21 protein-coding genes and 1 pseudogene are annotated in these 24,656 nt (G+C 71.8%); 7 read left to right on the forward strand and 15 right to left on the reverse strand.

The window, feature by feature from the left end:
* Positions 1-272, reverse strand: a pseudogene (locus QM641_RS01930) (Fe-S cluster assembly protein SufB); the annotation flags it as partial.
* Between the two features lie 216 nt (positions 273-488).
* Here QM641_RS01930 and QM641_RS01935 point away from each other — a divergent pair.
* Positions 489-1,394, forward strand: coding sequence for a COX15/CtaA family protein (locus QM641_RS01935; RefSeq protein WP_415112923.1), 906 nt, complete (start codon positions 489-491; stop codon positions 1,392-1,394).
* Between the two features lie 150 nt (positions 1,395-1,544).
* Here QM641_RS01935 and QM641_RS01940 read toward each other — a convergent pair whose 3' ends face one another.
* The 5 genes from QM641_RS01940 to QM641_RS01960 all read right to left on the reverse strand — a co-directional run bounded on the left by QM641_RS01940 (position 1,545) and on the right by QM641_RS01960 (position 8,079).
* Positions 1,545-2,405 (reverse strand): endonuclease domain-containing protein, encoded by an 861-nt coding sequence (locus QM641_RS01940; protein ID WP_415112925.1) that lies wholly within the window; start codon positions 2,403-2,405, stop codon positions 1,545-1,547.
* Between the two features lie 236 nt (positions 2,406-2,641).
* The gene (locus tag QM641_RS01945) at positions 2,642-5,110 is read right to left on the reverse strand and encodes a CHAT domain-containing protein (protein WP_415112927.1); all 2,469 of its coding nucleotides are present in this window, start codon (positions 5,108-5,110) and stop codon (positions 2,642-2,644) included.
* Positions 5,111-5,136: 26 nt separating this feature from the next.
* A complete protein-coding gene (locus tag QM641_RS01950; protein ID WP_415112929.1) occupies positions 5,137-6,717 on the reverse strand; it encodes a S8 family peptidase in 1,581 nt (526 codons plus the stop codon).
* A gap of 27 nt (positions 6,718-6,744) precedes the next feature.
* The gene (locus QM641_RS01955) at positions 6,745-7,131 is read right to left on the reverse strand and encodes a hypothetical protein (RefSeq protein WP_415112931.1); all 387 of its coding nucleotides are present in this window, start codon (positions 7,129-7,131) and stop codon (positions 6,745-6,747) included.
* 6 nt (positions 7,132-7,137) lie between these two features.
* Complete coding sequence (locus tag QM641_RS01960; RefSeq protein ID WP_415112933.1) at positions 7,138-8,079, reverse strand: heme o synthase; 942 nt, start codon at positions 8,077-8,079, stop codon at positions 7,138-7,140.
* 203 nt (positions 8,080-8,282) lie between these two features.
* Here QM641_RS01960 and tkt point away from each other — a divergent pair, with 203 nt between their 5' ends.
* The 6 genes from tkt to pgl are packed head-to-tail and all read left to right on the forward strand — an operon-like array spanning position 8,283 to position 16,342.
* Entirely contained in the window at positions 8,283-10,367 is a 2,085-nt protein-coding gene (gene tkt, locus QM641_RS01965; protein WP_415112935.1) for a transketolase, read from the forward strand.
* Positions 10,364-11,482 (forward strand): transaldolase, encoded by a 1,119-nt coding sequence (gene tal, locus QM641_RS01970; protein ID WP_415112937.1) that lies wholly within the window; start codon positions 10,364-10,366, stop codon positions 11,480-11,482. Before tkt ends, tal begins: the two co-directional genes overlap by 4 nt.
* Positions 11,479-13,092 carry a glucose-6-phosphate isomerase gene (locus QM641_RS01975; RefSeq protein ID WP_415112939.1) on the forward strand — a complete coding sequence of 538 codons (1,614 nt, stop codon included), beginning with the start codon at positions 11,479-11,481 and terminating at the stop codon, positions 13,090-13,092. The genes tal and QM641_RS01975 overlap by 4 nt, the downstream gene beginning before the upstream one ends.
* 7 nt (positions 13,093-13,099) lie before the next feature.
* A complete protein-coding gene (gene zwf, locus QM641_RS01980; protein WP_415112941.1) occupies positions 13,100-14,641 on the forward strand; it encodes a glucose-6-phosphate dehydrogenase in 1,542 nt (513 codons plus the stop codon).
* Positions 14,638-15,576 carry a glucose-6-phosphate dehydrogenase assembly protein OpcA gene (locus QM641_RS01985; RefSeq protein WP_415112943.1) on the forward strand — a complete coding sequence of 313 codons (939 nt, stop codon included), beginning with the start codon at positions 14,638-14,640 and terminating at the stop codon, positions 15,574-15,576. Before zwf ends, QM641_RS01985 begins: the two co-directional genes overlap by 4 nt.
* Position 15,577: 1 nt before the next feature.
* Entirely contained in the window at positions 15,578-16,342 is a 765-nt protein-coding gene (pgl, locus tag QM641_RS01990; RefSeq protein WP_415112945.1) for a 6-phosphogluconolactonase, read from the forward strand.
* Here the strand turns inward: pgl and QM641_RS01995 are convergent, their stop codons facing one another.
* The 9 genes from QM641_RS01995 to uvrC all read right to left on the reverse strand — a co-directional run bounded on the left by QM641_RS01995 (position 16,343) and on the right by uvrC (position 24,655).
* Positions 16,343-16,699 carry an RNA polymerase-binding protein RbpA gene (locus QM641_RS01995; protein ID WP_415112947.1) on the reverse strand — a complete coding sequence of 119 codons (357 nt, stop codon included), beginning with the start codon at positions 16,697-16,699 and terminating at the stop codon, positions 16,343-16,345.
* A complete protein-coding gene (gene secG, locus QM641_RS02000; RefSeq protein ID WP_415112949.1) occupies positions 16,699-16,947 on the reverse strand; it encodes a preprotein translocase subunit SecG in 249 nt (82 codons plus the stop codon). The genes QM641_RS01995 and secG overlap by 1 nt, the downstream gene beginning before the upstream one ends.
* 56 nt (positions 16,948-17,003) lie before the next feature.
* Positions 17,004-17,798 carry a triose-phosphate isomerase gene (gene tpiA, locus QM641_RS02005; protein WP_415112951.1) on the reverse strand — a complete coding sequence of 265 codons (795 nt, stop codon included), beginning with the start codon at positions 17,796-17,798 and terminating at the stop codon, positions 17,004-17,006.
* Entirely contained in the window at positions 17,786-19,003 is a 1,218-nt protein-coding gene (locus QM641_RS02010) for a phosphoglycerate kinase (protein WP_415112953.1), read from the reverse strand. Before QM641_RS02010 ends, tpiA begins: the two co-directional genes overlap by 13 nt.
* 4 nt (positions 19,004-19,007) lie before the next feature.
* Positions 19,008-20,018 carry a type I glyceraldehyde-3-phosphate dehydrogenase gene (gene gap / locus QM641_RS02015; protein ID WP_415112955.1) on the reverse strand — a complete coding sequence of 337 codons (1,011 nt, stop codon included), beginning with the start codon at positions 20,016-20,018 and terminating at the stop codon, positions 19,008-19,010.
* Positions 20,019-20,151: 133 nt separating this feature from the next.
* A complete protein-coding gene (locus QM641_RS02020) occupies positions 20,152-20,769 on the reverse strand; it encodes a superoxide dismutase (RefSeq protein ID WP_415112957.1) in 618 nt (205 codons plus the stop codon).
* A 100-nt stretch (positions 20,770-20,869) separates the two neighbouring features.
* Positions 20,870-21,847 (reverse strand): DNA-binding protein WhiA, encoded by a 978-nt coding sequence (gene whiA, locus QM641_RS02025; protein ID WP_415112959.1) that lies wholly within the window; start codon positions 21,845-21,847, stop codon positions 20,870-20,872.
* A gap of 36 nt (positions 21,848-21,883) precedes the next feature.
* A complete protein-coding gene (rapZ, locus tag QM641_RS02030) occupies positions 21,884-22,756 on the reverse strand; it encodes an RNase adapter RapZ (RefSeq protein ID WP_415112961.1) in 873 nt (290 codons plus the stop codon).
* Between the two features lie 30 nt (positions 22,757-22,786).
* On the reverse strand, positions 22,787-24,655 hold the full coding sequence (uvrC, locus tag QM641_RS02035; RefSeq protein ID WP_415112963.1) for an excinuclease ABC subunit UvrC: 1,869 nt from the start codon (positions 24,653-24,655) through the stop codon (positions 22,787-22,789).
* Between the last annotated feature and the right edge of the window lies 1 nt (position 24,656).

Consider the following 24,656-nt stretch of genomic DNA (forward strand, 5'->3'; position numbering starts at 1 on the left):
GTGGAGCGGACGAAGTACTTGATGTTGTCGAAGTCGATCTCGCTGAGGTCGGCGCCCCACGTGGGCATGGGCTTGCGCTCGAACAGCTGCAGGCCCTTGAGGCGGGTCTTCAGCATCCACTCCGGCTCGCTCTTCAGCGCCGAGATGTCCCGGACGACCGCCTCGCTGAGACCCCGCCGAGCGCTGGCGCCGGCCGCGTCCGCGTCGTGCCAGCCGAACTCGTAGACGCCGAGCCCTTCCAGCTCGGGACGGTCGATGAGCACATCAGACATGTCGTTCTTCCTCCTCTGGCCCAGACGGGGTCATCCGCGCGTTCCGGCTCCCTCGCGGAGTTCCGAGAGCGGGCCGCCGCTTCTCGGGCCCGGCTCGCGCTGCATCGGCGCCTAGACTGTCAGGACGTGCCGCAACGGGCGCGGCATCCCGACCCCTCGAGTCTACAGGCAACCCACGACAGTGCGCCGTTCGGGCCCATCCAGGAGACCCTCCGTATGTCATCCAGTCCAGCCACGACCGTGCCCGTGCCCGAGCGCACGCGCGACGGCCTACGCGTGTTCGCATGGCTGTCCTTCCTCGCCGAGGTGACGATCATCGCCACCGGCGGCGCGGTGCGCCTGACCGGCTCGGGCCTGGGCTGCCCGACGTGGCCGACCTGCACGCCCGAATCGCTCGTGCCCACCGAGGACCTCGGCTGGCACAGCGCCGTCGAGTTCGGCAATCGCATGATGTCCGGGGTCGTCGGCATCCTCGCCCTCATGGTGCTGCTGCTGGTCGTGCGTCGCCGACGCGATCGCCGCGACCTGTTCGCGCTCGCGGCGATCGTCCTCGGTGGCGTGGTCGCCCAGGCGATCGTGGGGGGCATCACCGTGTGGACGGGCCTCAACCCCTTCATCGTCGGCTTCCACTACGTGTCCTCGCTCGTGCTCGTGTGCGTGTGCACGGCCTTCCTCGTGCGCCTGGACGCGCCGGTCGGGCCGCGGACGCTCGCCGTGCCGCGAGGGTACGCGATCGCGACGCACGTGACCTCGCTCGTGCTGACCGTCACGATCGCCTTCGGTGTGCTCACCACGGGCGCCGGCCCCCACTCCGGCGACGCGGATGCCGGGCGCAACGGCTTCGACGCGTCGCTGTGGCAGCACGTCCACGCGTGGCCGGGCTATGCGCTCCTGGCCCTCACCCTCGTGCTCGTCGTGATCGCGCGGGCGCGCCGACTGCCGGTGCAGCGCTGGATCACGGTTCTCCTGCTGCTGCAGTTCGCCCAGATCGCGGTCGGCCTGTACCAGGCGCGCAACGGACTGCCCGAGCTCGCCGTGGGCGTGCACATGGTGCTGGCCGCGCTGACGGCCGCGGCCATGACCGTGACCGTGCTGCACCTGAAGGCGCCGCGCGCGGTCTGAGCCGCGGCATCCTCTCTCGCTCTCTCTCGCTGCCCTGTCCCGCCCCTGTCGCGGCACAACGTCGGAGATCTGCACAATGTCGGATGCCACGCGCCAGATCCCTCCGACGAAGCGCAGATCTCCGACGAACCGCCGCAGGCCGGGTGCCGCTCAGCGCGCGCGATGGAGCCCCTGCGCCACCGCGCGGGCGATGGCATCCTGCACGGCGGGCCAGTCGTTCATGATCTGCGTGTACGAGAACCGGAGCACGTGATACCCCATCAGCATCAGCCGGGCATCGTGGGCGATGTCGCTGGTGCGCTGCGACCCGACATGGTGGCCGCCGTCGATCTGCACGACCAGTCGCTCGCCCAACAGGAAGTCGACGCGGTGGCCGTCGATCCACGCCTGCGGGACGATGCGCACGTCCAGCCAACGCAGTCTCGCCGCGAACAGGGTCTCCAGTCCGGAGTCCGAGAACGGCGTCGCCTCCGCCAGCAGGGCGCGAGCGGATGCCGGAAGCGGAAGTCGCGCCAGGGACTGAGCATCGACGAGGCCCTTCCGGAGCGCCGATTCCCACACCACGAGGGCCGCGTCGTGCGGCTGGCACGTGGCAACCAGCGCCAGCACGTTCTCGATCGGGTCGACCAGCGCCCCGACTTCCCGCGGGACGATCGGCTTCGACCAGTGCACGACGAACCGCGCGGGCTTGCCGCCCCGCGCGCCGGGGTCCGCGGCGACGTGGCAGCGATCCTCGCTCATGACGAACAGGCCCTGGCGCCGGGCCTGCGACACACACGTCAGTGCGACGCCGTGCGTGGCCGCTGACACCAGTTCGGCGTCCGCACCGGGAAGCGCCACCCAGTCGCGTCGGACCCGCACGAGCGCTCCGCGCTCCACCGCGTGCGCGAGATAGTGGCGGCTGTGGCCATCGCGACGCAGTCGGGTCGTCGAGGCGACGCCGTCGCGCGCGGCGACGGCCCGGACGGCCGCCGCGACGGCGGTGTCCCGCCGGAAGTCTGGACGTGGCATCCCGCAACTGTGACAGCATCGTGCGGCCGCCGGGCCGCGATTGCGCAGAACCGTGGACAACTGGCCGACCTCGGCCGATGTGGAGGAATCCTCGCGCCAGCCCCGCACCTCGGAGATCCCTTCCCTGTCGCGGCATATCGTCGGAGATCTGCACAAAGTCGGATGCCACGCGCCACATCCCTCCGACGAAGCGCAGATCTCCGACAAACCGCCGCGGCCCGACGGGCCCGGCGAGGCTAGAAGCCCGCGCCGTGCACCTGGAACGGCGCGACGATGCCGGTGCGGGCGGATGCCGCCGCCAGCGCGACGCTCGGCGGCTCCCCCGCGGCGAGCCTGTCGTGGACGGCGCCGAGGAGCTCGCAGGCCTCGTCGTCGGCCACGACCACCGGCGCGGCGATGACGCAGCGCGTGCCCGCGTGCAGCCAGATCCGCGTCATCCCCACCGCCTCCTCGCCCCACCGCACCGAGGAACGGCCCACTTCGCAGGCGGAGAGGATCACGGTGTCGGGCACGCGCGGCATGAGGTCGATGTCATAGCCGAACAGCGCGCCGTCGGCGAGCTCGAGACCGGAGAACAGCGGGTGGTCGGCGGCGTGCCGCCCGTGCGCCGCGACGTGCAGCACGCCCACGCGCGAGGCGAGCTCGGTGGCCCGGCGCACGGTCGCGCGCTCCGCGCCGAGCACCTCGCCGGCGCCCCACGCCGCGAGCCCGCGGGCCGCCTCCTCGTCGGCACGGGGGACCCGGGGGCCGACGACGAATCCGATGCCCGGCGCCGGCCGCGACGAGCGACCCGAGATCCACTGCGTCGCCGAGGTCGCCACGGCGTAGACGCGGCCGCGCATGGCCGGCAGCATCCCCCACGGGATGCCGCCGAGGATGCCGGGGACCGTGATCACCAGCCGCCGGTCGCCGATCGTCGGGAGGATCGGCTCGACCAGCGCCGCCGACAGCGTCGCGAGCCGCTCCTGCAGCGTGCGGCCGACGAGAGCCGCCATGGGACCTGTGCGCACGGATGCCGCGATGTCCAGGTCTGCGCGCAGCCCTGCCATCGTCGCGGCGACGCGCTCCCAGGCCTCGATCCGCTGGAAGCGCACGGCATCGCCGGTGACCGCGAGCACCGCCAGGCCGGTCTCGTCGAACACGTACGTCGCGAACGCGGTGTCGCCCGGGAGTGCGGCGCGCAGACCCTCGAGCGTGACGCGCTCGCGCCGGCCCGCGGCACCGGTCGCGGACCACTGGCGGCGGCGCACGCGCTCGCTCACCTCGACGGCGCGCGGGAGCGACAGCCAGTCGCCCGTGCCGTCCTCGGCCCGCAGGCGCCGCAGCTCGGCGAGGTCCGCGGCCAGCTCGGCGTCGGGAGGCGGACGCAGCGGCACCACCTGCTGACTGAGGTGACGCGCCCGCTCGGACCAGTCGAAGACGTCGACGGGCCTTCCCGAGCGCACCGCGGCGCGCAGCCCGGCGAAGACGAGCCGTCGGCCGTGCATCACGAAAGACGTCGCCAGGTCGAGGCTGCCGAACGACGCCTGCCACTGCGCCAGGGCGTCGAGCCCGGTGGCCGCGTGGCGCCGGGCAGCCGCCAGGTCGCCCGCCGCGGCGGCGCGCGCCGAACGCACCTCGTGGGCGAGCAGGACCAGCGGGATCGGCGCGTCGCGCGGCAGTCGAATCGGCACCGTCGGCGCCTGCCCCCGCCCGTTCGGACAAGCCCGCCACAGTTCCCACATCAGTCGGAGCGCGGTCGCGTCGCTGCGGAGCCGACGCGCGTCCAGGGCCGAGGCGACGCGCTCCACCTCGGCCGCCGACGGCATCCGCGCCGCGGCCGCCTCGTCGGCGACGCCCGCGCGCAACAGCGCGCGAAGCCGCACGGCATCCGCCCGCAGCGCCCACCCGTCGCTGCCCACGGCCTGGAACCTGCGGCGAGCCGCCGCTGCGACGCCGGCAGCGCGCACCGCCTCGTGCGACAGCAGCGAGCGCGCGAGGTGGTATTCCGTCTCGCCGCGGGCCTGCCGCATCCGGTGCACGCCGAACACGTGCGCCACGCGCTCCAGGCTGCGCTCGGCCTCGGTGACCAGACCCGCATCGCGCAGCACCTGCGCCCGGTCGAGGTCGCAGATCGCGGCGTTGACCGCCGAGGCGGCTGCCAGCACCGTGTGCGCCTCTGCCATCGTGTCCAGCGCCTGCACGAGGTCCCCCTCCAGCAGCGCCGCGTAGCCGGTGTTGTGCACGGCCATGGCCTTCTCGACCTCGTTGCCCGTCGTCGCGTAGTCGCGCGCGGCCAGCTCGAGGTCTGCACGGCCGGCGGCGACCCGACCCGCGTGCAGGTGCACGACGCTGCGGTTGAGCAGCATGGGCGCACGATGCTCGGCCTCGTCGCCGATCCCAGCGATCCCCCGGTCGAGCCACTCCATCGCGCGATCGAGCTCACCGCGCTCCAGTGCGAGCAGGCCGAGTTGACCGTGCAGCATGGCGGTCGTGCGCGTCGAGAGCCGAGGAAGGCCGAGCGCGTCCCAGCACAACCGCTCGGCAAGCGCCGCGTCTCCCTGCCGGATCGTGACGGCCGCGAGCGAGCCGGCGATCCGGGCACGCAGGTCCGGATCGTCGGCTCGCTCGGCTGCCAGACCCAGCACACGCCTGGCAGCCGCGTTGCGGCCCGCGTTCAGATGGGCACGCCCGCGCCGGTAGAGCTCGGCAGCCGACAGCGTCACACCCTCAGCATGCCGCCTCATCCGCCTCAGGTGGTGCGCGAATGGTCCTCATCGTCGATCTCGGCCACGGCCGCCGCCACGATGGCCTCGATGCCCGCCGCCGCAACGCCCTTCGAAGCCGCGATCTGCGCCGCGATCCTCCCCGCCACGAGCGGCGCCGCGAACGACGTGCCGCTCCAGACGCCGAATCCGCCCCGGAAGTCGTCGATGTCGAGGGTCTCCCTCAGCCGCCCGTAGTCGACGTCGCTGAGGTCGCCCTGCACCGCGGCCTCGAACTCCGGCATCGTCGAGACCACCGACACTCCGCGCGCGTACGTACGCACCCAGGGGCCGACGTTGGAGAACAGCGCGACCGAGGCGCCGGAGGGGTTGAGCGCGCCCACCACGACGTGCGGGGCGAGTCCCTTCTCGTCCTCCGGCTTGATCACGCAGTCCTCGCCCTTCCACGCGTACAGCGCCGCCGGCGACGACGGGCGATCGGTCGCGTCGTTGCCCGCCGAGCACACCACGACGCAGCCGGCCCGGCGGGCGCGCGCGAGCAGGTCGTAGAGCTCGCCGTCGATCGACGAGACCGAGCCCGCCGACTCGTGGTAGTAGCCCAGCGACAGGTTGATCACGTCGATACGCGTCCCGCCTTCGAGCAGGGCGACGAGCTGTCCGAGCGCCGCGAGCAGATCCTTCTCCAGGATGACGCCCTGGCCGTCCGAGACGCGCACCGGGAGGATCCGCACGTCGGGGCACGCCTGCCGCACGATGCCCGCGATGAACGTCCCGTGTCCGGCGGCCGCGTCGAGCACACCGTCCAGCGGGTCGCCGAGCGACGGGTTGGTCTCGGGGTCGGTCACCGGATCGTCGATCCCGATCGTCCCGCCGAGCTCCGGCGCGGTGACGAGCACGTCGCCGTCGAGCCAGGAGTGGATGCCGCATCCGGTGTCGAGCACCGCGACGACCGGCCGCGCCCCGGGGGCCATGTCGGTGCGCGGCGGACGCGGACCGGTGTAGACGACCGGCTGACGGCCCCCGAAACCGGGGAGCGCGTAGGCGCTCATGCCGCCGGCGTTGCCGGTGAAGGGATTTCCCGTGAACGGGTTGCCGGTGAAGGGATTTCCCGTGAACGGATTCCCCGTGAACGGATTCCCCGTGAAGGGCCCGATCGAGAGCACGTGGTTGAGCGTGACGCCGGCGATGCCCCGGCGACGCGCAGCACGCAGCAGCTGCCACGCATCCGGACGCCGCTCGGGGCCGGACGCGTCGGCGGAGGGCTGGATCCTGACCCGCACCGTGCGTGCGGCGCTGGGAAGCGCGGGCAGCCGGTCGGCGCGCGCACGGCCGGACCGCGGCGGGTCGGCCAGCGGCTCTTCTGCGACGCTCCATCCGGCCTCGCCTGCGATCTCCCCGAGGGCACGCACGACGTCGGACCCGTCGGTGCCCTCCGGCGGGTACACGAGCAGCACATCGGGCTCGTACACGGTCGCATGGAGCTCGCCCTCGTCGTCAGAGGCCAGGGAGGGGTCGAGCACCACACCGCGCCTGCGCGCGGCGGCCTCCCGATCCCGCCACGTCCGCCCGGGCAGGCCCGAGCCCTCGTCGTCCGTCAGTCGTGCCATGTCCGTTCCTCTCTCCGTCGTGTCGTGCTAGGTCTCGAACTGCGGCGTGCACACCTCGCGCACCTCGCCGTCGGCGCCGCGCACGCGCAGCAGCAGGCGCGAGACGCCGCCGTCGACGCGTTCGAACGCGAACCGGCCGCGCGTGCTCTGCACCGTGCGCCACTGCCGGTCGCCCTGGTCGAGCCGGATCTCCAGGATCTCGGCATCCACCCAGCCGTCCACGCGTCGGGCGCCGCCCTCTGCCTCGCTGACGTACACGAGCACGGTGGTCGTGCCGTCGCTGAACTCCAGAGTCGTCGTGTCGCCGCGCACGGACGAGGGCCACCGGTCCGCGACGAGCGCGAGCACCGCCCGCTCGGCCGCGCCCATGCTGTCCACATCCGTCAGGAGCACGCCGCGCAGCTCCTGATACATGCGAACTCAGAAAGGCAGCAGCGGGTCGACCGCGATCGCGACGAACAGCAGTGTCAGGTAGGTGATCGAAGCGTGGAACACGCGCATCGGGCGGGTCTGCTCGCCGCGGACGGCGCGGTTGTAGAGGCGGTGCGACTCGTACACGAACCACCCGCCGAACACGAGCGACGAGACGGTGTAGACCAGGCCCATGCCGGCCACCGGAATCAGCAGCAGCGAGCAGGCCACCGTCGCCCAGGCGTAGAGGATCACCTGCAGCCCGACCTGCTGCCCGCTGCGGGTCGCGCCGAGCATCGGCACGTCGGCCTCGGCGTAGTCGCCCTTGTACTTCATCGACAGCGGCCAGTAGTGCGGCGGCGTCCACAGGAACACCAGCAGGAACAGGATGAACGGCGGCCACGCGAGCGAGCCGGTCACCGCCGACCAGCCGATCAGCACCGGGAAGCAGCCCGCGATGCCGCCCCACACGATGTTCTGCTCGGTGCGGCGCTTGAGGATGATCGTGTAGATCACGACGTAGAAGAAGATCGCGCTCACCGACAGCGCCGCGGCGAGCCCGTTCGTGGTCAGCCAGAGCCAGAGGGTGGATGCCGCCGCCAGCGTCCACGCGAACACGAGCGCCCCGCGCGGCGAGACCTCGCCGGTCACGAGCGGCCGGTTCTCGGTGCGCTGCATGTGGGCGTCGATGTCGCGATCGAGGTACATGTTGAACGCGGCCGCCGAGCCGGCGCTCATCGAGCCGCCGACGACGGTCGCCAGCACGAGCCACAGACTCGGCAGCCCGCCCTGGGCGAGGATCATCACCGGCACGGTCGTGACCAGGAGCAGCTCCAGCACACGAGGCTTGGTGAGCACGACGTAGGCGCGCACCGTGCGGCCGAACGAGGTCCGTCCCGTGGCCGGGCCGGTCGAGGACGTCTCGGGCCCGCGCGTCGTCGTGAAGTCCATCGCCCCCGTCGCTGTCTCTCAGGTCGCTCCCAGTCTAGGGCATGCGGGTGCCCAGGATCGGCGACATCTTCGCGCCCGTGACCGGCCCCTTCGGTATGCTGAGACGGCTGAATCGCATGCGTCCCGTGCGCCGGACCGCCTGTCACCCCTTCAACGGCGAACCGGTTCGCCGTCCGGCGTGCTCCCTGAAGAAAGGCGACCCGGTGTCAGAGCTGTTGTGGGAAGAGATCGACCGTCGTGCCGTGGACACCGTCAGGGTGCTCGCAGCCGATGCGGTGCAGAAGGTCGGCAACGGCCATCCGGGCACCGCGATGAGCCTGGCGCCGGTGGCGTACCTGCTGTACCAGCGGGTGATGCGCCACGACCCGTCCGACACCGACTGGCTGGGCCGGGACCGCTTCATCCTCTCGGTCGGCCATTCCTCGCTGACGCAGTACATCCAGCTGTACCTCGGCGGGTTCGGGCTCGAGCTCGCCGACATCGAGGCGCTGCGCACGTGGGGCTCGCTGACCCCCGGCCACCCGGAGTACGGGCACACCAAGGGCGTCGAGATCACCACCGGACCGCTCGGGCAGGGCCTGGCCTCCGCCGTCGGCTTCGCGTACGCGGCCCGCTACGAGCGCGGCCTGTTCGATCCGGATGCCGCCGCCGGCACCAGCCCGTTCGACCACTACGTCTACGTCATCGCCGGCGACGGCGACCTGCAGGAGGGCGTCACCAGCGAGGCCTCGTCGCTTGCCGGACACCAGAAGCTCGGCAACCTGATCGCGATCTACGACTCGAACCGCATCTCGATCGAGGGCGACACGAACGTGTCGTTCACCGAGGACGTCCGGGCCCGCTACGAGTCGTACGGCTGGCAGGTGCTGCGGGTGGACTGGACCCGCACCGGCGACTACGTCGAGGACGTGCAGGAGCTGTACGACGCCATCGAACAGGCCAAGGCCGAGACCACGAAGCCGTCGATGATCGTGCTGAACACGATCATCGGCTGGCCCGCGCCCAACAAGAAGGGCACCGAGTCGGTGCACGGCGCAGCTCTCGGCGCTGCCGAGGTGGCCGCCACCAAGGAGGTGCTCGGCTTCGATCCGACGCAGTCCTTCGTCGTGGAGGATTCCGTCATCGCGCACACCCGCGCGCTGGCGAGCCGCGCCGCCGAGGCCCGTGCGGCCTGGCAGGCGTCGTTCGACGCGTGGGCCGCCGCGAACCCCGAGCGCAAGGCGCTGCTCGACCGGCTGGAGGCGCAGGCGCTCCCCGAGGGCATCGAGGACGCGCTGCCGGTGTTCGAGGCCGGCACCGAGGTCGCCACCCGTGCCGCGTCGGGCAAGGTCATCAACGCGCTCGCCGCGCAGCTGCCCGAGCTGTGGGGCGGCTCGGCCGACCTCGCCGGCTCGAACAACACCACGATCTCGGGGGCGGCCTCGTTCATCCCCGAGGAGTGGTCCACGCACGACTGGTCGGGCTCGCCGTACGGGCGCGTGCTGCACTTCGGCATCCGCGAGCACGCGATGGGCTCGATCGTCAACGGCATCGTGCTGCACGGTCCCACGCGCGCGTTCGGCGGCACGTTCCTGATCTTCAGCGACTACATGCGCCCCGCGGTGCGCCTGGCGGCCCTCATGGGCATCCCGTCGATCTTCGTGTGGACCCACGACTCGGTGGCCCTCGGCGAGGACGGCCCGACCCACCAGCCGATCGAGCAGATCGCGTCTCTGCGCCTCATCCCGAACTTCACCGTGGTGCGCCCGGCCGACGGCAACGAGACCGCGGCGGCGTGGCTGGAGATCCTCCGCCGTCACGACGGCCCGGTCGGCATCGCGCTGACCCGCCAGAACGTGCCGAACGTCCCCCGCGGCGTCGACGGTTTCGCCACGACAGACGGCGTCGCCAAGGGCGCCTACGTCCTGGTCGACGCCCCCGGCGGCACGCCCGACGTGATCCTCATCGCGACCGGCTCCGAGGTGCAGCTGGCCGTCTCGGCCCGCGAGACCCTCGCCGCCGAGGGCATCGGCGCCCGCGTCGTGTCGGCGCCCTCGCTGGAGTGGTTCGCCGAGCAGGACGACGCGTACCGCGAGAGCGTGCTCCCGGCATCCGTCACCGCGCGCGTGTCGGTCGAGGCCGGCGCCACCGGCCTGTGGCGCGGCATCGTCGGAGACAAGGGCCGCAGCGTCGGCATCGACCACTTCGGCGCCTCCGCCGACTACAAGACCCTGTTCGAGAAGTTCGGCATCACCGCCGACGCGGTCGTCGACGCGGCCCGCGAGACCGTCAAGGAGAACAACGCATGAGCACGCCCACCCAGAACCTGTCCGACGCCGGCGTGAGCATCTGGCTCGACGACCTCTCGCGGGCGCGCATCTCCACCGGCAACCTCGCCGAGCTGATCCGCACGCGCAACGTCACCGGGGTGACCACCAACCCGACGATCTTCGCCGGCGCGATCGGCAACCCCGACGACGACTCGTACGACGCCCGCATCGCCGAGCTGGCCGCCGCCGGCGCCGACGCCGACCGCGCGATCTTCGAGATCACCACCGGCGACGTGCGCGACGCGTGCGACATCTTCCGCCCGGTCTTCGACGCCACCGGCGGCGTCGACGGACGCGTCTCGATCGAGGTCTCCCCCGACCTCGCGCACGACACCGCCGCCACGATCGCCGAGGCCAAGAGGCTGTGGGCGAAGGTCGACCGGCCCAACACGCTCATCAAGATCCCCGCGACCAAGGCGGGCCTTCCCGCCATCACCGAGGTCATCGCGACCGGCATCTCGGTCAACGTCACGCTCATCTTCTCGCTGGAGCGCTACGCCGAGGTCATCGACGCCTATCTGACCGGGCTGGAGCGCGCGCACGCCGGCGACTTCGACCTGGGGAGCATCCACTCGGTCGCGTCGTTCTTCGTCTCCCGCGTGGACACCGAGGTCGACAAGCGCCTGACCGCGATCGGCGGCCACGACGCCCTCAAGAGCAAGGCGGGCGTGGCCAACGCACGCCTTGCCTACGAGCTGTTCGAGCAGACGTTCGCCCAGAAGCGCGCCAAGGACCTCGTCGCCCTCGGCGCGAACGTGCAGCGGCCGCTGTGGGCGTCCACGGGCGTCAAGGACCCCGCCCTGCCCGACACCCTCTACGTCACCGAGCTCGTTGCGCCCGGCACCGTCAACACCATGCCGGAGAAGACCCTCGAGGCCACCTTCGACCACGGCGTGGTCACCGGCGACACCGTCACCGGCGCCTACGCCGACGCCCACGGAGTGTTCGACGCCCTCGCCGCGGCGGGGATCGACTTCGCCGACGTCACACAGCTGCTTGAGGACGAGGGCGTGGAGAAGTTCATCGTCTCCTGGCACGAGTTGCAGGGGATCGTCGCCGACGCGCTGAAGGACGCCGCCGAGGTCACCCCTTGAGCTTCGAGATCCATGTCTCGGGTGCTGCGAAGAGGGTCGTCGACGCCGCGCTCCCCGGGTTGATCGACGACCTCGTCGCCAGCGGGATCACCGCCGGCGACACCGACCTCTGGGGTGCGGATGCCGAGGACGAGGCCTCCCGCCGACTCGGCTGGGTGCAGGCGGTGTCGGTCTCGCGGCCGCTGGTGGCCGAGGTGGCGGCGCTTCGCGCCCAGCTGGCCGGCCGCGGGATCACGCGCGTGGTGCTCGCCGGGATGGGCGGCTCCTCGCTCGCCCCCGAGGTGATCGCCCGCACCTCGGGCGTTGCGCTCACGATCGTGGACTCGACCGCGCCGGCCGAGGTGCTCGCGGCGATCGACGGCGACGCGCAGACCGGGGGTCTGGCCGAGACGGTGCTCGTCGTCTCGTCGAAGTCGGGCACGACCGTCGAGACCGACGCGGTGCTGCGGGCGTTCGAGGCCGCGTGGAGCGACCTCGGCATCGCCCCGGCCGGGCACGTGGTCGTGGTCACCGATCCCGGCTCGCCGCTGGATGCGGCCGCCGGCGCCGCCGGCTACCGCGTCTTCCACGCCGACCCCACCGTCGGGCGCCGCTACTCGGCGCTCACCGCCTTCGGCCTGGTGCCGGCCGGGTTGGCCGGCGCCGACATCGCGGAGCTGCTCGACGAGGCCGAGGCCACCCTGCTGGAGGTGGCCATCGACAGCCCGCTCAACCCGGCCCTGGTGCTCGCCGCCGCCATCGCCGGCGGCGAGCGCGACAAGCTCGGCCTGGTCGCCGACGGCACGCACATCGTGGGCCTGCCGGACTGGATCGAGCAGCTGGTCGCCGAGTCGACCGGCAAGGACGGCACCGGCATCCTTCCCGTCGTGCTGCTGCCGCTGTCCCCCGAGGTCGATCAGACGCCCGCCGACCTGCAGCTGGTGCGCCTGGTCGACGACGCCGTGCACTTCCAGGTGATCGAGCAGTACCCGGGCGAGGTGCTGGTCAGCGGATCGCTGGGCGCCCAGTTCGTGGTGTGGGAGTACGCGACGGCCATCGCCGGCCGTCTTCTGGGCATCAACCCGTTCGACCAGCCCGACGTAGAGGCGGCCAAGGCGGCCGCCCGAGCGCTGCTGGACACCCGCCCCGACGAGGCCGCGCCGGCGTTCACCGAGGGCGCCATCGAGGTGCGCGTGTCCGACCCGGCCCTGGCCGCCGGCACGCTCGAGGCCACCCTGCGCCGACTCTGGGCGCGCGTGCCCGAGCGCGGGTACGTGAGCATCCAGGCCTACGTCGACCGCGGCGAGCTGTCGCCGCTGCAGGGGCTGCGCGAGCTGGTCGCCGCAGCCGCGGGCCGGCCGACCACGTTCGGCTGGGGACCGCGGTTCCTCCACTCGACCGGTCAGTACCACAAGGGGGGACCGGCCAACGGCGTCTTCCTGCAGGTGCGCCGGCGCACCGACGTCGACCTGGAGATCCCCGGTCGCCCCTACACGTTCGGCGAGCTGATCGACGCGCAGGCCGACGGCGATGCCGCGGTGCTCGCCGCGCTCGGCCGACCCGTGGTGACCCTGACCCTGCTCGAAGGCGACGCCCTCGCCCTGTTCGAGGCCGTCCAAGAGGAGCGCTGACCCGCCGATGACCATTGAGATCTCCCGCGGCCGCAACCCGTTGCGCGACCCCGACGACCGGCGTCTGCAGCGGATCGCCGGTCCCAGCGCCCTCGTGATCTTCGGTGTGACCGGCGACCTCTCCCGCAAGAAGCTGCTGCCCGCCGTGTACGACCTCGCCAACCGGGGCCTGCTGCCGCCCGGGTTCGCCCTCGTCGGCTTCGCCCGCCGCGACTGGGACGACGCGGACTTCGCCCGGATCGTGCACGACGCCGTCAAGGAGCACGCGCGCACCCCGTTCCGGGAGGAGACGTGGAACCAGCTGCTGCAGGGCATCCGGTTCGTCTCCGGGGAGTTCCACGATCCGGTCGCGTTCCAGCGGCTGCGCGAGACCGTGCGCGACCTGGACGTGCGCCGCGGGACGATGGGCAACCACGCCTTCTACCTCTCGATCCCCCCGCGCTCCTTCCCCGTCGTGGCGCGGCAGTTGAAGGACTCCGGGCTCGTCGACGCCGAGAGCGAGAGCTGGCGGCGCGTGGTGATCGAGAAGCCCTTCGGCAGCGATCTGCAGACCGCGCGCGAGCTCAACGCCGCCCTGGAGGTCGCCTTCCCCGCCGACTCGATCTTCCGCATCGACCACTACCTCGGCAAGGAGACGGTGCAGAACATCCTCGCGCTGCGCTTCGCGAACACCCTGTTCGAGCCGCTGTGGAACGCCAACTACGTCGACCACGTGCAGATCACCATGGCCGAGGACATCGGCGTCGGCGGTCGCGCGGGCTACTACGACGGCATCGGGGCTGCGCGCGACGTCATCCAGAACCACCTGTTGCAGCTGCTCGCCCTCACCGCGATGGAGGAGCCCATCTCCACGAGCGCCAAAGACCTGCGCGCCGAGAAGGAGAAGGTGCTGGCGGCCGTGCGCCTGCCCGCCGACCTGTCCACCGCGACCGCGCGCGGACAGTACGCCGGCGGCTGGCAGGGCGGCGAGCAGGTCACCGGGTTCCTCGACGAGGACGGCATGGACCCCGCCTCGACCACCGAGACCTACGCGGCGATCAAGCTCGAGATCGCCACGCGCCGCTGGGCCGGCGTGCCGTTCTACCTGCGCACCGGAAAGCGCCTGGGACGGCGGGTGACCGAGATCGCGGTCGTGTTCTCGCACGCGCCGCAGCACCTGTTCCTGCGCAGCCAGGAGTCCGAGCACGGCCAGAACACGCTCGTGATCCGCATCCAGCCCGATGAGGGCGTCACGATCCGGTTCGGCTCCAAGGTGCCGGGCGCTGCCACCGAGGTGCGCGACGTGACGATGGACTTCGGCTACGGCCACGCATTCACCGAGTCGAGTCCGGAGGCGTACGAGCGCCTCATCCTGGACGTGCTCCTGGGCGACCCGCCGCTGTTCCCGCGGCACGAGGAGGTCGAGCTGTCCTGGCGCATCCTCGATCCGGTCGAGCAGTACTGGGCTCAGCTCGGCGGCCCGCTGGAGCAGTATTCCCCCGGTTCGTGGGGCCCGTCCTCCTCCGACGCGCTCCTGGCCCGTGACGGACGTGTCTGGAGGCGCCCGTGATCGTCGACCTGCCGGACACCACGGTGTCCACCATCGCCCGCTCGCTCGTGAAGGTGCGTGAGGATGGCGGCGCCGTGGCGCTGGGCCGCGTGCTGACCCTCGTCATCCCCACCTCGCACGGACTCGAGGAGGACGCCATCGAGGCGGCCAACGACGCGTCGCGCGAGCATCCGATGCGCGTCATCGTCCTCATCTCGCACCCGGAGGGCGAGTCCAGGCTCGACGCCCAGATCCGGGTCGGCGGAGACGCCGGCGCGAGCGAGGTCGTCGTGCTGCGCGCCGCGGGCGCCGCGGCCAGCAACGAGGAGAGCCTGGTCACGGGGCTCCTCCTGCCCGACGCGCCGGTCGTGGCGTGGTGGCCGGACCATCCGCCGGCCGTGCCGCGCGAGTCGCCGATCGGCCGCATCGCGCAGCGACGTATCACGGATGCCTCGACCACGCCTTACGACGCAGAGCGCCTCTCCGAGCTCGGTGCCGTGTACTCCCCCGGCGACACCGACCTGGCCTGGACTCGGCTCACGCGCTGGCGCGAGCAGCTGGCCGCCGAGCTGGACCAGCCGCCCTACCTGCCGGTCACCGCGGTGGAGGTCGTCGGCAGCGGCAGCTCGCCCTCGACCGGGCTGCTGGCGGCGTGGCTGCGCCTCAAGCTCGACGTGCCGGTCACCTGGCGGTTCGCGCCGCGCGAGAAGTGGGAGCACGGCATCCAGCGCGTCGTGCTGACCCGCGCCAACGGAGACATCGTCGTGGAACGGATCGGCGAGGTCGACGCCGTGCTGCGCCAGCCGGGGCAGCCGGAGCACGATCTCGTGCTCCCGCGCCGCACCCTGCGGGAGTGCCTCGCGGAGGAGCTGCGCCGGCTCGACCCCGACGTCCTGTACGGTCGAGTGATCACAGAGGGCTGGGAGTTGCTGGGCCCCCCGCTGGTCGAGGAGTGAGATGAGCGAGACGCAGAAGCGGGTCGTCATCGGCCCCGACCCGGTCGTGCTCGCGGCCTCGGTCGCCGCCCGGTTCCTCAGACTCGTCGCCGCGCGGCTCGCCGACGCGGACCTCGTGCACGTCGCCCTCGCCGGCGGCACGGCCGCCACCTCGGTCCTGCGCGCCGTCGGGGTGCAGCCCGGCCGTGCCGACGTCGACTGGTCGCGCGTGCACGTGTGGTGGACGGACGAGAGTCTCGCCTCGCGCGACAGCGGGGTGCGCGACGAGAAGCGCGGCCGTGCCGCGCTGATGGACCAGCTGGCGCTCCCCGACGGCAACGTCCACGCGATGGCCGCCTCCGGCGACCTCGACCGTGCCGCCGTGGACTACGCCGCGGAGCTTTCCCGATTCGGCGACGGCGACCAGCCGTGGCCGTCGTTCGACGTGTGCCTGCTGGGCGTCGGCGCCGACGGGCACATCGCGTCGCTGTTCCCCGATCGCGGCGAGATCCAGGTGGTCGACCGCTCCGTGGTCGCGGTGCGCGACGCACCCATGCCCCCGCCGGAGCGGCTCAGCCTGACCCGGCCGGTCATCAACTCCTCGCGCGAGGTGTGGATGGTGCTCACCGGGTCCGACAAGGCGCCCGCGCTGGGCCTGGCGCTGGCCGGCGCCAGCTACCAGAGCGTGCCCGCCGCGGGGGCCAAGGGGCGCGAGCGCACGCTGCTGTTCGTCGATCGCGCCGCCGCGGCGGACGTGCCGGCAGAGCTCATCGAGCAGGACGACTGATCAGGCCAGTCCGCGCCGCTCCCGCAGCTGCTGCAGGGCATCGTCGAGGAGCGTCGCCGCCTCCTCCTCGGTGCGGCGCTCCTTCACGTACGCGAGATGCGTCTTGTACGGCTCGGTCTTCGCGACCGCCGGCGGGTTGTCCTTGTCGCGGCCGGCGGGGAGACCGGAATGCGGGGAGTCGATGACGTCGGGGATCTCCTCCGCGGCGACGCCCGCGGAGAAGTAGCGCACGGTCTCGTTGCCCAGGGCGTCCCAGTAGGAGACCGCGACGCGCTCGGCGTGGTGTCCGTGGTCCTGCTCCCCCATCGGGCCCGCGCCGACGCGCGTGCCGCGGATCGCGTTGCCGCCGGTGGCCATCAGATCCCCTGAAACTTCGTGATGAGCCCGAGCGCCACGATGGACACGAACCAGGCCAGGGCCAGGACCACGGTGAAGCGGTTGAGGTTGCGCTCGGCCAGGCCCGACGAGCCGAGCGCCGAGTTCATGCCGCCGCCGAACATGTCGGACAGGCCCCCGCCGCGTCCCTTGTGGAGAAGGATCAGGAGGGTCAGCAGGAGGCTGGTGATGCCCAGCAGCACCTGCAGCACGAACTCGAGGATCTGCACAGTCGTTGAAGCCTTTCGCGACGGTCCCGCGGACCGCACAAGGGTCGAGTATACCGTTACACTCCGACGTGCTTCTGGAAGCGCACGATCGCGGCGAACTCGTCGGAGACCAGGCTCGCCCCGCCCACGAGCGCGCCGTCGACGTCGGGCTCGCGCATGTAGGTGGCGATGTTGCCCGATTTCACCGAGCCGCCGTACAGCACGCGGGTGCGGCCGGCGGCGTCGGCATCCAGCTTCTCGGCGATCACGGCCCGCAGCGCCGCGCACACGTCCTGCGCCTGCTCGGGCGTGGCGACCTTGCCGGTGCCGATCGCCCAGACCGGCTCGTAGGCCACGACGATCTCCGCGTCGGCCGGCACGCCCTCAAGAGCCACCTGGAGCTGGCCGACCGGCACCGCGGCGGCGCCGAACTCCTCCAGCTGCTCCAGCGTCTCGCCGACACAGATCACGGGCACGAGCCCGTGCCGCAGCGCCGCCTGCACCTTCGCGGCGATGACCTCGTCGGTCTCGTCGTGATACTCGCGGCGCTCGGAGTGCCCGATGATGACGTAGGTGCACGCCAGCTTCTTCAGGAACGCGCCGGAGATCTCGCCCGTGTAGGCGCCGGAGTCGTGCGTGGACAGGTCCTGCGCGCCGAGGGCGAACGCGATGCGGTCGGCGTCGAGCAGCGTCTGGACGCTGCGCAGGTCGGTGAACGGCGGGAAGACGGCGACCTCCACCGAGCCCTTCTCGTGCTTCGCGTCGCGCAGCGCCCAGTCGAGCTTCTGCACCAGCGCGACCGCCTGCAGGTGGTCGAGGTTCATCTTCCAGTTGCCCGCGATGAGCGGGGTTCGCGTCGCTACAGCGACCATCCGAGGACCTCCAGTCCGGGGAGCTTCTTGCCTTCGAGGAATTCCAGACTCGCGCCGCCGCCGGTCGAGATGTGACCGAACTCGTCGTCCGCGAAACCGAGCTGACGCACGGCCGCCGCGGAGTCGCCGCCGCCGACGACCGAGAGCCCGTCGACCTCCGTGAGCGCCTGGGCGACAGCCTTGGTGCCCGCCGCGAACGGTGCCAGCTCGAACACGCCCATCGGGCCGTTCCAGAACACCGTGCGGGACGAGCGGATCACGTCGGCGAACGTCTCGGCCGTGCGCGGGCCGATGTCCAGGCCCAGCCCGGACGCGCCGAAGGGGGTCTGCTCGATGGCGGACACGTCGGCGACCTCGTGCGCGGCGTCGGCGGAGAAGGATGCCGCCACCACCGTGTCGACGGGCAGGACCAGCTCCACGCCGCGTTCCTGCGCGGCGGCGAGGTAGCCCCGCACCGTCTCCAGCTGGTCGGACTCCAGAAGGCTGGAGCCGACGGCATGGCCCTGTGCGGCGAGGAAGGTGAACATCATCCCGCCGCCCACCAGCAGCTTGTCCACGCGCGGAAGCAGGTGCTCGATGACGCCCAGCTTGTCGCTGACCTTCGAGCCGCCGAGGACCACCGCGTACGGGCGCTCCGGGTTCTCGGTGAGGCGGTCGAGGACGTCGACCTCCTTCTCGATCAGCAGGCCCGCGGCGGAGGGCACCAGCTCGGCGAGGTCGTACACCGACGCCTGCTTGCGGTGGACGACGCCGAAGCCGTCCGAGACCAGCACGTCGCCGAGGGTCGCGAGCTCCTGGGCGAACGCGCGGCGCTCCCCCTCGTCCTTCGCGGTCTCACCCGGGTTGAAGCGCAGGTTCTCGACGACGGCGATGTCGCCGTCGCCGAGGGCCGCGACCGTCTCCTGCGCGGAGGCGCCGACGGTGTCGCTCGCGAAGGCGACCGGCCTGCCGAGCAGTTCGGACAGGCGCGCGGCGACCGGGGCGAGGCTGTAGACCGGGTTGGGCGCGCCGTTGGGGCGGCCCAGGTGCGAGCACGCGACCACGCGCGCGCCCTGGCCGAGCAGGCGGGTCAGGGTGGGCAGCGCCGCGCGCACGCGGCCATCGTCCGTGATGACGCCGTCCTTCAGGGGGACGTTGAAGTCACAACGGACGATGACGCGCGTGCCGGCGAGCGGACCCAGCGAATCGAGGGTGCGCAGAGCCATCGGGTCAGAGCCGCTCGGCGACGTATTCGGTCAGGTCGACGAGGCGGTTCGAGTAGCCCCACTCGTTGTCGTACCACGACGACACCTTCACGAGCGTGCCGCTGACGTTGGTCAGCTCGGAATCGAAGATCGACGAGTACGGGTTCTGCACGATGTCGCTGGAGACGATCGGATCCTCGGTGTACTGCAGGATGCCCTTGAGCCGGCCCTCCGCGGCCGCGGCCTTGTACGCGGCGTTGATGACGTCTGCGGTGAGGCCGTCGGTGGGCGTGACGATCGTGAGGTCGACGATGGAGCCGGTGGGAACCGGCACCCGGTACGAGGAGCCACTCAGCTTGCCGTTGAGCTCGGGCAGCACCAGTCCGATCGCCTTGGCGGCGCCGGTCGAGGCGGGCACGATGTTCAGGGCGGCGCCGCGCGCGCGACGCAGGTCCTTGTGCGGGCCGTCCTGCAGGTTCTGGTCGGCGGTGTAGGCGTGAGTGGTCATCATGAAGCCGCGCTCGATGCCGAACGCGTCGTTGAAGACCTTCGCCAGCGGCGCGAGGCAGTTCGTCGTGCAGGAGGCGTTGGAGATGATGCTGTCGGTCTCCGGGTTGTAGACCTCCTCGTTGACGCCCATCACGATCGTGGCGTCGTCGCCCGAGGCGGGAGCGGAGATCAGGACCTTCTTCGCACCGCCCGCGATGTGCTTGCGCGCGTCGTCGGCCTTGGTGAACCGGCCGGTCGACTCGATGACGATATCCACGCCCAGCTCGCCCCAGGGGAGGTTGGCGGGGTCGCGCTCCTCGAACACCCGGATGCGGCTGCCGCCCACCGTGATGGAGTCGGCGTCGTACGAGACGTCCTCGGCGAGGACCCGGCCGACCGAGTCGTACTTGAGCAGGTGCGCGAGCACGTTGTTGTCGGTGAGGTCGTTCACCGCGACGATGTCGAGGTCCGCGCCCTGCTCCAGGGCCGCGCGGAGGTAGTTGCGCCCGATACGGCCGAAGCCGTTGATGCCGATCTTGACAGACACTGTGTCTCCTGTTTTCTGCCGCGCACATGCCACCGGATTCGGCGCACTCACGCGATCCACGGAACAGAGCGGGAGTCCCGACCAGACCCTTCGGTGGGAACGGCCGGGGCATCCTCACCCGATTGGTTCGACCCTACAGCAGACCGACCGTCTTCTCACGGGCCGTCTGGAACCGCTCGGCGACATTCGCCCAGTTCGCGATGTCCCAGAACGCCTTGACGTAGTCGGCGCGCACGTTCTGGTAGTCGAGGTAGTAGGCGTGCTCCCACACGTCCAGCAGCAGCAGCGGCACGGTGCCCGCCGCGAACTGCGCCTGCTGGTCGAAGAACTGCTGGATGATGAGGTTCTGGCCGAGCGAATCCCAGAACAGGCCCGCCCAGCCGGAGCCCTGCACGCCGAGAGCGGCGGCGGTGAAGTGCGCGCGGAACTTGTCGAACGACCCGAAGTGGTCGTCGATCGCCGACTCGAGGTCTCCGGCGGGCTTGTCACCGCCGTCCGGAGAGAGGTTGGTCCAGAAGATCGAGTGGTTCGTGTGCCCGCCGAGGTTGAAGGCGAGGTCCTTCTCGAGCTTGTTGACGTTCGCGAAGTCGCCCTTGTCGCGGGCCTCGGCGAGCTGCTCGAGCGCTGTGTTGGCCCCCGTGACGTACGCCTGGTGGTGCTTGTCGTGGTGCAGCTGCATGATCGTCGCGCTGATGCTCGGCTCGAGCGCTGCGTAGTCGTACGGGAGCTCCGGGAGCGTGTAGGTCGCCATTGTCTGTTTCCTCCTGCCGGGTGCCGCGGGATGCCGCGGCGGGGACGGTCTCATCCTACGACCGGCACCGGGACGAGGGGCCGGCGGGCGTCACACGAGGTCAGTCCTCCATGCCGGCGGGGACCGCGGCATCCGTGCCGGGGATGCCGTCGTGCACGGCCTTCTTGTCGGCCATGGCCAGCAGGCGCCGGATGCGTCCGGCCACGGCATCCTTCGTCAGCGGCGGGTCCGCGTGATGGCCGAGCTCGTCCAGGCTCGCGTCGCGGTGGGCCAGGCGCAGCTCGCCGGCCTCGCGCAGGTGCTCCGGCACATCGTCGGCGAGGATCTCCAGCGCGCGCTCGACGCGCGCGCACGCGGCCACGGCCGCCTGCGCGGACCGGCGAAGGTTGGCGTCGTCGAAGTTCACCAGGCGGTTGACCCCGGCGCGCACCTCACGCCGTTGGCGCAGCTCCTCCCACGAGGCCGCGGTGCGCGTGGCACCCATCCCGGCGAGGGTCGCCCGGATCGCCTCGCCGTCGCGCACGACGACCCGCGGCACACCGCGCACCTCGCGCGCCTTGGCGGCGATGCCGAGGCGGTGGGCGGCGCCCACGAGCGCCATGGATGCCTCCGGTGTGGGGCAGGTGATCTCCAGCGCCGCGGAGCGCCCGGGGTCGGTCAACGTCCCGGCGGCGAGGAAGGCACCGCGCCACACCGCAGCGAGGTCGCGCGGCGATCCGGTGGTCAGTCGGTTCGGGAGCCCGCGCACGGGGCGCCGGCGCTGGTCGAGCAGGCCCGTCTGACGTGCGAGGGTCTCGCCGCCGTCGATCACCCGGACCGCGTAGTGCCCGCCGGCGCGGCCGCCGGAGGCCTGGACATGGGCGAGCTCGGCACGCACGCCGTACAGCTCCAGGAGATCGCGGGCGACCCGCCGGGCCAGCACCTCGGACTCCAGCTCCGCCTCCACCGCGACCCGTCCGGCGATCGAGTGCAGCCCGCCGGAGAAGCGCAGCACGGCGGTCAGCTCGGCGACGCGGGCCGTGGGGCGAGGGTCGCGAACGGCGGCCAGCTCGGCCTTCACGTCGGCGGTCAACGGCACGGCGGTCCTCGGGGTGTCGGGGCGGGGTCTTCCAGACTACTCGCGACCGAGGTCGCGGTGCGTCACGCGCACGGCGACGCCGGGCAGCTCGGCCAGGCGCGCGGCCAGCTCGTTCGCGGTCACGACGGAGCGGTGCTTGCCGCCGGTGCAGCCGACCGCGATCACGGAGTAGCGCTTGTTCTCGCGCTGGTAGCCCTCCAGCACGGGGCGCAGCGCGCTCGTGTACGCATCGACGAACTCGACCGCCCCGGGCTGGTCGAGCACGTAGTCGCGCACGGCCTCGTCCTCACCGGTGAGCGCCTTCAGCTCGCTCACCCAGAAGGGGTTGGGAAGGAACCGCATGTCGGCCACGAGGTCGGCGTCGGGCGGCAGCCCGTACTTGAAGCCGAAGCTCATGACCGTGACCGTGTGGCGTGCGGCGCTCCGGCCGAACAGGTCGACGATGTGCGTGGCGAGCTGGTGGATGTTCAGGTGCGACGTGTCCACGATGACGTCGGCGCTCTCGCGGATGGCCGACAGCCGCGCCCGCTCCAGACGGATGCCGTCGAGGATCGTGCCGCTGCCCTGCAGCGGATGGGGCCTGCGCACCGACTCGAACCGCCGGACCAGCACGTCGTCGGAGGCGTCGAGGAAGAGGACCCGCAGCTGCCGCCCGTCGCGGAGCTTGCGCGTGACCTCGGGGAGCTGCTCGAACAGGTCGCGGCCGCGCACGTCCACGACGGCGGCGATCTTCGGCAGAGCCTCGCCGGCGAGTCCGGTCAGCTCCATGAGCGGGGTCAGCATCTGCGGAGGGAGGTTGTCGACGACGTACCAGTCGAGGTCCTCCAGCGCGTTCGCAGCCGTCGACCGGCCGGCACCGGACATGCCGGTGACGATGAGCGCCTCGCCCGTCGGCTGCGCATCGGCCACGGTGTCCCCCTCGCTGTGTCGGGTCCCAGCCTATCGACTCGCCAGATGCCGATGAACGGCCTCGGCGAGGGCGGGCCCGATGCCGGGGAGCTCCATGAGCTCGTCGACGCCGGCCTGTCTGAGGGCCGCCACCGAACCGAAATGCCGCAGCAGCGCCTTGATGCGCCGCTCCCCGAGACCGGGCACCTCGGCCAGCACGGTGCCGATGTCACGGCGCCGGCGCTTGCGCTGGTGGGTGATGGCGAACCGGTGCGCCTCGTCGCGCAGCCGTTGCAGCAGATAGAGCGCCTCGGAGGTGCGCGGGAGGATCACGGGGTAGTCCTCGCCGGGGAGCCACACCTCCTCCAGCCGCTTCGCGACGCCGCACAGCGCGATCTCGGCGTGCCCGGCGTCGCGCAGAGCGCGCGCGGCGGCGGCCACCTGCGGCGCGCCGCCGTCGACGACCAGCAGCTGCGGCCGGTAGGCGAAGCGCGGGCGGCGCGCTCCCGCGCCCTCGTCGTCGGCGGCATCCGCAACGTCGAGATGGGCGAGCCGGCGCCGCAGCACGCGGTAGAGCGAGTCGGTGTCGTCGGTGGTCTCCGGCACGCCGAACGAGCGGTACTGGTCCTTGCGCGCGAGCCCGTCCTCGAAGACGACCATCGAGGCCACGACGTTCGTGCCGGCCAGGTGCGACACGTCGAAGCACTCGATGCGCAGCGGGGCCTCGTCCAGGCCCAGCGCCTCCTGCAGGTCGGTCAGCGCCTTCGTGCGCGCGACGTAGTCGCTGGAGCGCCGGGTCTTGTGCAGCACGAGCGCCTGCTCGGCGTTTCGTGTCGCGGTCCTCATGAGCTCCGCCTTGCGTCCGCGCTGGGCGACCTGGATCGACACCCGCTTGCCGCGTCGCTCCTGCAGCCACTGCTCCAGCCCGGGGGCGTCGTCGGGCAGTTGCGGCACCAGCACCTGCCGCGGGACCTCGTCGCCGGTCGCGGCGCCGTAGGCGCGCTGCAGCACCTGCCGGACGAGCTCGGCCGACGCGATGTCGAGCTCCTTCTCGATCGTCGCGGCGCGCACGCCCCGCACACGCCCGCCGCGGACGACGAAGTGCTGCACGGTGGCGGCCAGCTCGTCCTGGGCGATGCCGAACAGGTCGGCATCCGTGTCGGATGCCAGCACCAGAGCGCTCCGCCCCAGCACCGCCTCGATCGCCTGCAGCCGGTCGCGGCACACCGCCGCCGTCTCGTAGTCCATCGCCGCCGAGGCCTCGCGCATGCGCGCGGTCAGCTCCCTCGTGAAACGCTGGTCGCCGCCGGAGAGGAACGCCACGAAGTCGTCGACGATCGCGCGGTGCTCCTCGATCGTGACCTTCATGGAGCAGGGCCCCCCGCAGCGGCCGATCTGGCCGGGGAAGCAGGGCCTGCCGGTGGCCATCGCCTTGCGGTACGACGAGTCGTTGCACGTGCGGATCGGGAAGACCTTGATCATGAGGTCGATCACGTCGTGCACCGCCCACACCTTCGGGTACGGACCGAAGTACCTCGCCCCCGCGATGCGGCGGTTGCGCGTGACGACCACGCGCGGCGCCTCGTCGGCGAGGGTCACGGCGAGGAACGGATAGGACTTGTCGTCCTTGTAGCGCACGTTGAACGGCGGCGAGAACTCCTGGATCCACATGTACTCCAGCTGCAGCGCCTCGACGTCGGTGGCGACGACCGTCCACTCCACGCTGGTCGCGGTCGTCACCATGCGGCGCGTGCGCTCGTGCAGCGTGGGCAGCGGCGCGAAGTAGTTCGACAGCCGCGCGCGGAGGTTCTTCGCCTTGCCGACGTAGAGGACCCGCCCGTTCGCGTCGCGGAAGCGGTAGACCCCGGGATCGGTGGGGATGTCTCCCGGCCGGGGCCGATACGAGAGCGCGGATGCCACG

The organism is Microbacterium sp., assembly GCF_047605725.1.
In the GTDB taxonomy this organism is placed as follows: Bacteria; Actinomycetota; Actinomycetes; order Actinomycetales; family Microbacteriaceae; genus Microbacterium.

What these genes read in the sequence shown, in the direction of transcription:
- QM641_RS01950 (WP_415112929.1), bottom strand. Translation starts at nt 6,717, where the DNA reads ATGGCACGACTGACGGACGACGAGGGCTCGGGCCTGCCCGGGCGGACG.
- QM641_RS01955 (WP_415112931.1), bottom strand. Translation starts at nt 7,131, where the DNA reads ATGTATCAGGAGCTGCGCGGCGTGCTCCTGACGGATGTGGACAGCATG.
- tpiA (WP_415112951.1), bottom strand. Translation starts at nt 17,798, where the DNA reads ATGGTCGCTGTAGCGACGCGAACCCCGCTCATCGCGGGCAACTGGAAG.
- QM641_RS01960 (WP_415112933.1), bottom strand. Translation starts at nt 8,079, where the DNA reads ATGGACTTCACGACGACGCGCGGGCCCGAGACGTCCTCGACCGGCCCG.
- zwf (WP_415112941.1), top strand. Translation starts at nt 13,100, where the DNA reads ATGACCATTGAGATCTCCCGCGGCCGCAACCCGTTGCGCGACCCCGAC.
- QM641_RS02020 (WP_415112957.1), bottom strand. Translation starts at nt 20,769, where the DNA reads ATGGCGACCTACACGCTCCCGGAGCTCCCGTACGACTACGCAGCGCTC.
- QM641_RS02010 (WP_415112953.1), bottom strand. Translation starts at nt 19,003, where the DNA reads ATGGCTCTGCGCACCCTCGATTCGCTGGGTCCGCTCGCCGGCACGCGC.
- QM641_RS01935 (WP_415112923.1), top strand. Translation starts at nt 489, where the DNA reads ATGTCATCCAGTCCAGCCACGACCGTGCCCGTGCCCGAGCGCACGCGC.
- QM641_RS01940 (WP_415112925.1), bottom strand. Translation starts at nt 2,405, where the DNA reads ATGCCACGTCCAGACTTCCGGCGGGACACCGCCGTCGCGGCGGCCGTC.
- tal (WP_415112937.1), top strand. Translation starts at nt 10,364, where the DNA reads ATGAGCACGCCCACCCAGAACCTGTCCGACGCCGGCGTGAGCATCTGG.
- QM641_RS01995 (WP_415112947.1), bottom strand. Translation starts at nt 16,699, where the DNA reads ATGGCCACCGGCGGCAACGCGATCCGCGGCACGCGCGTCGGCGCGGGC.
- pgl (WP_415112945.1), top strand. Translation starts at nt 15,578, where the DNA reads ATGAGCGAGACGCAGAAGCGGGTCGTCATCGGCCCCGACCCGGTCGTG.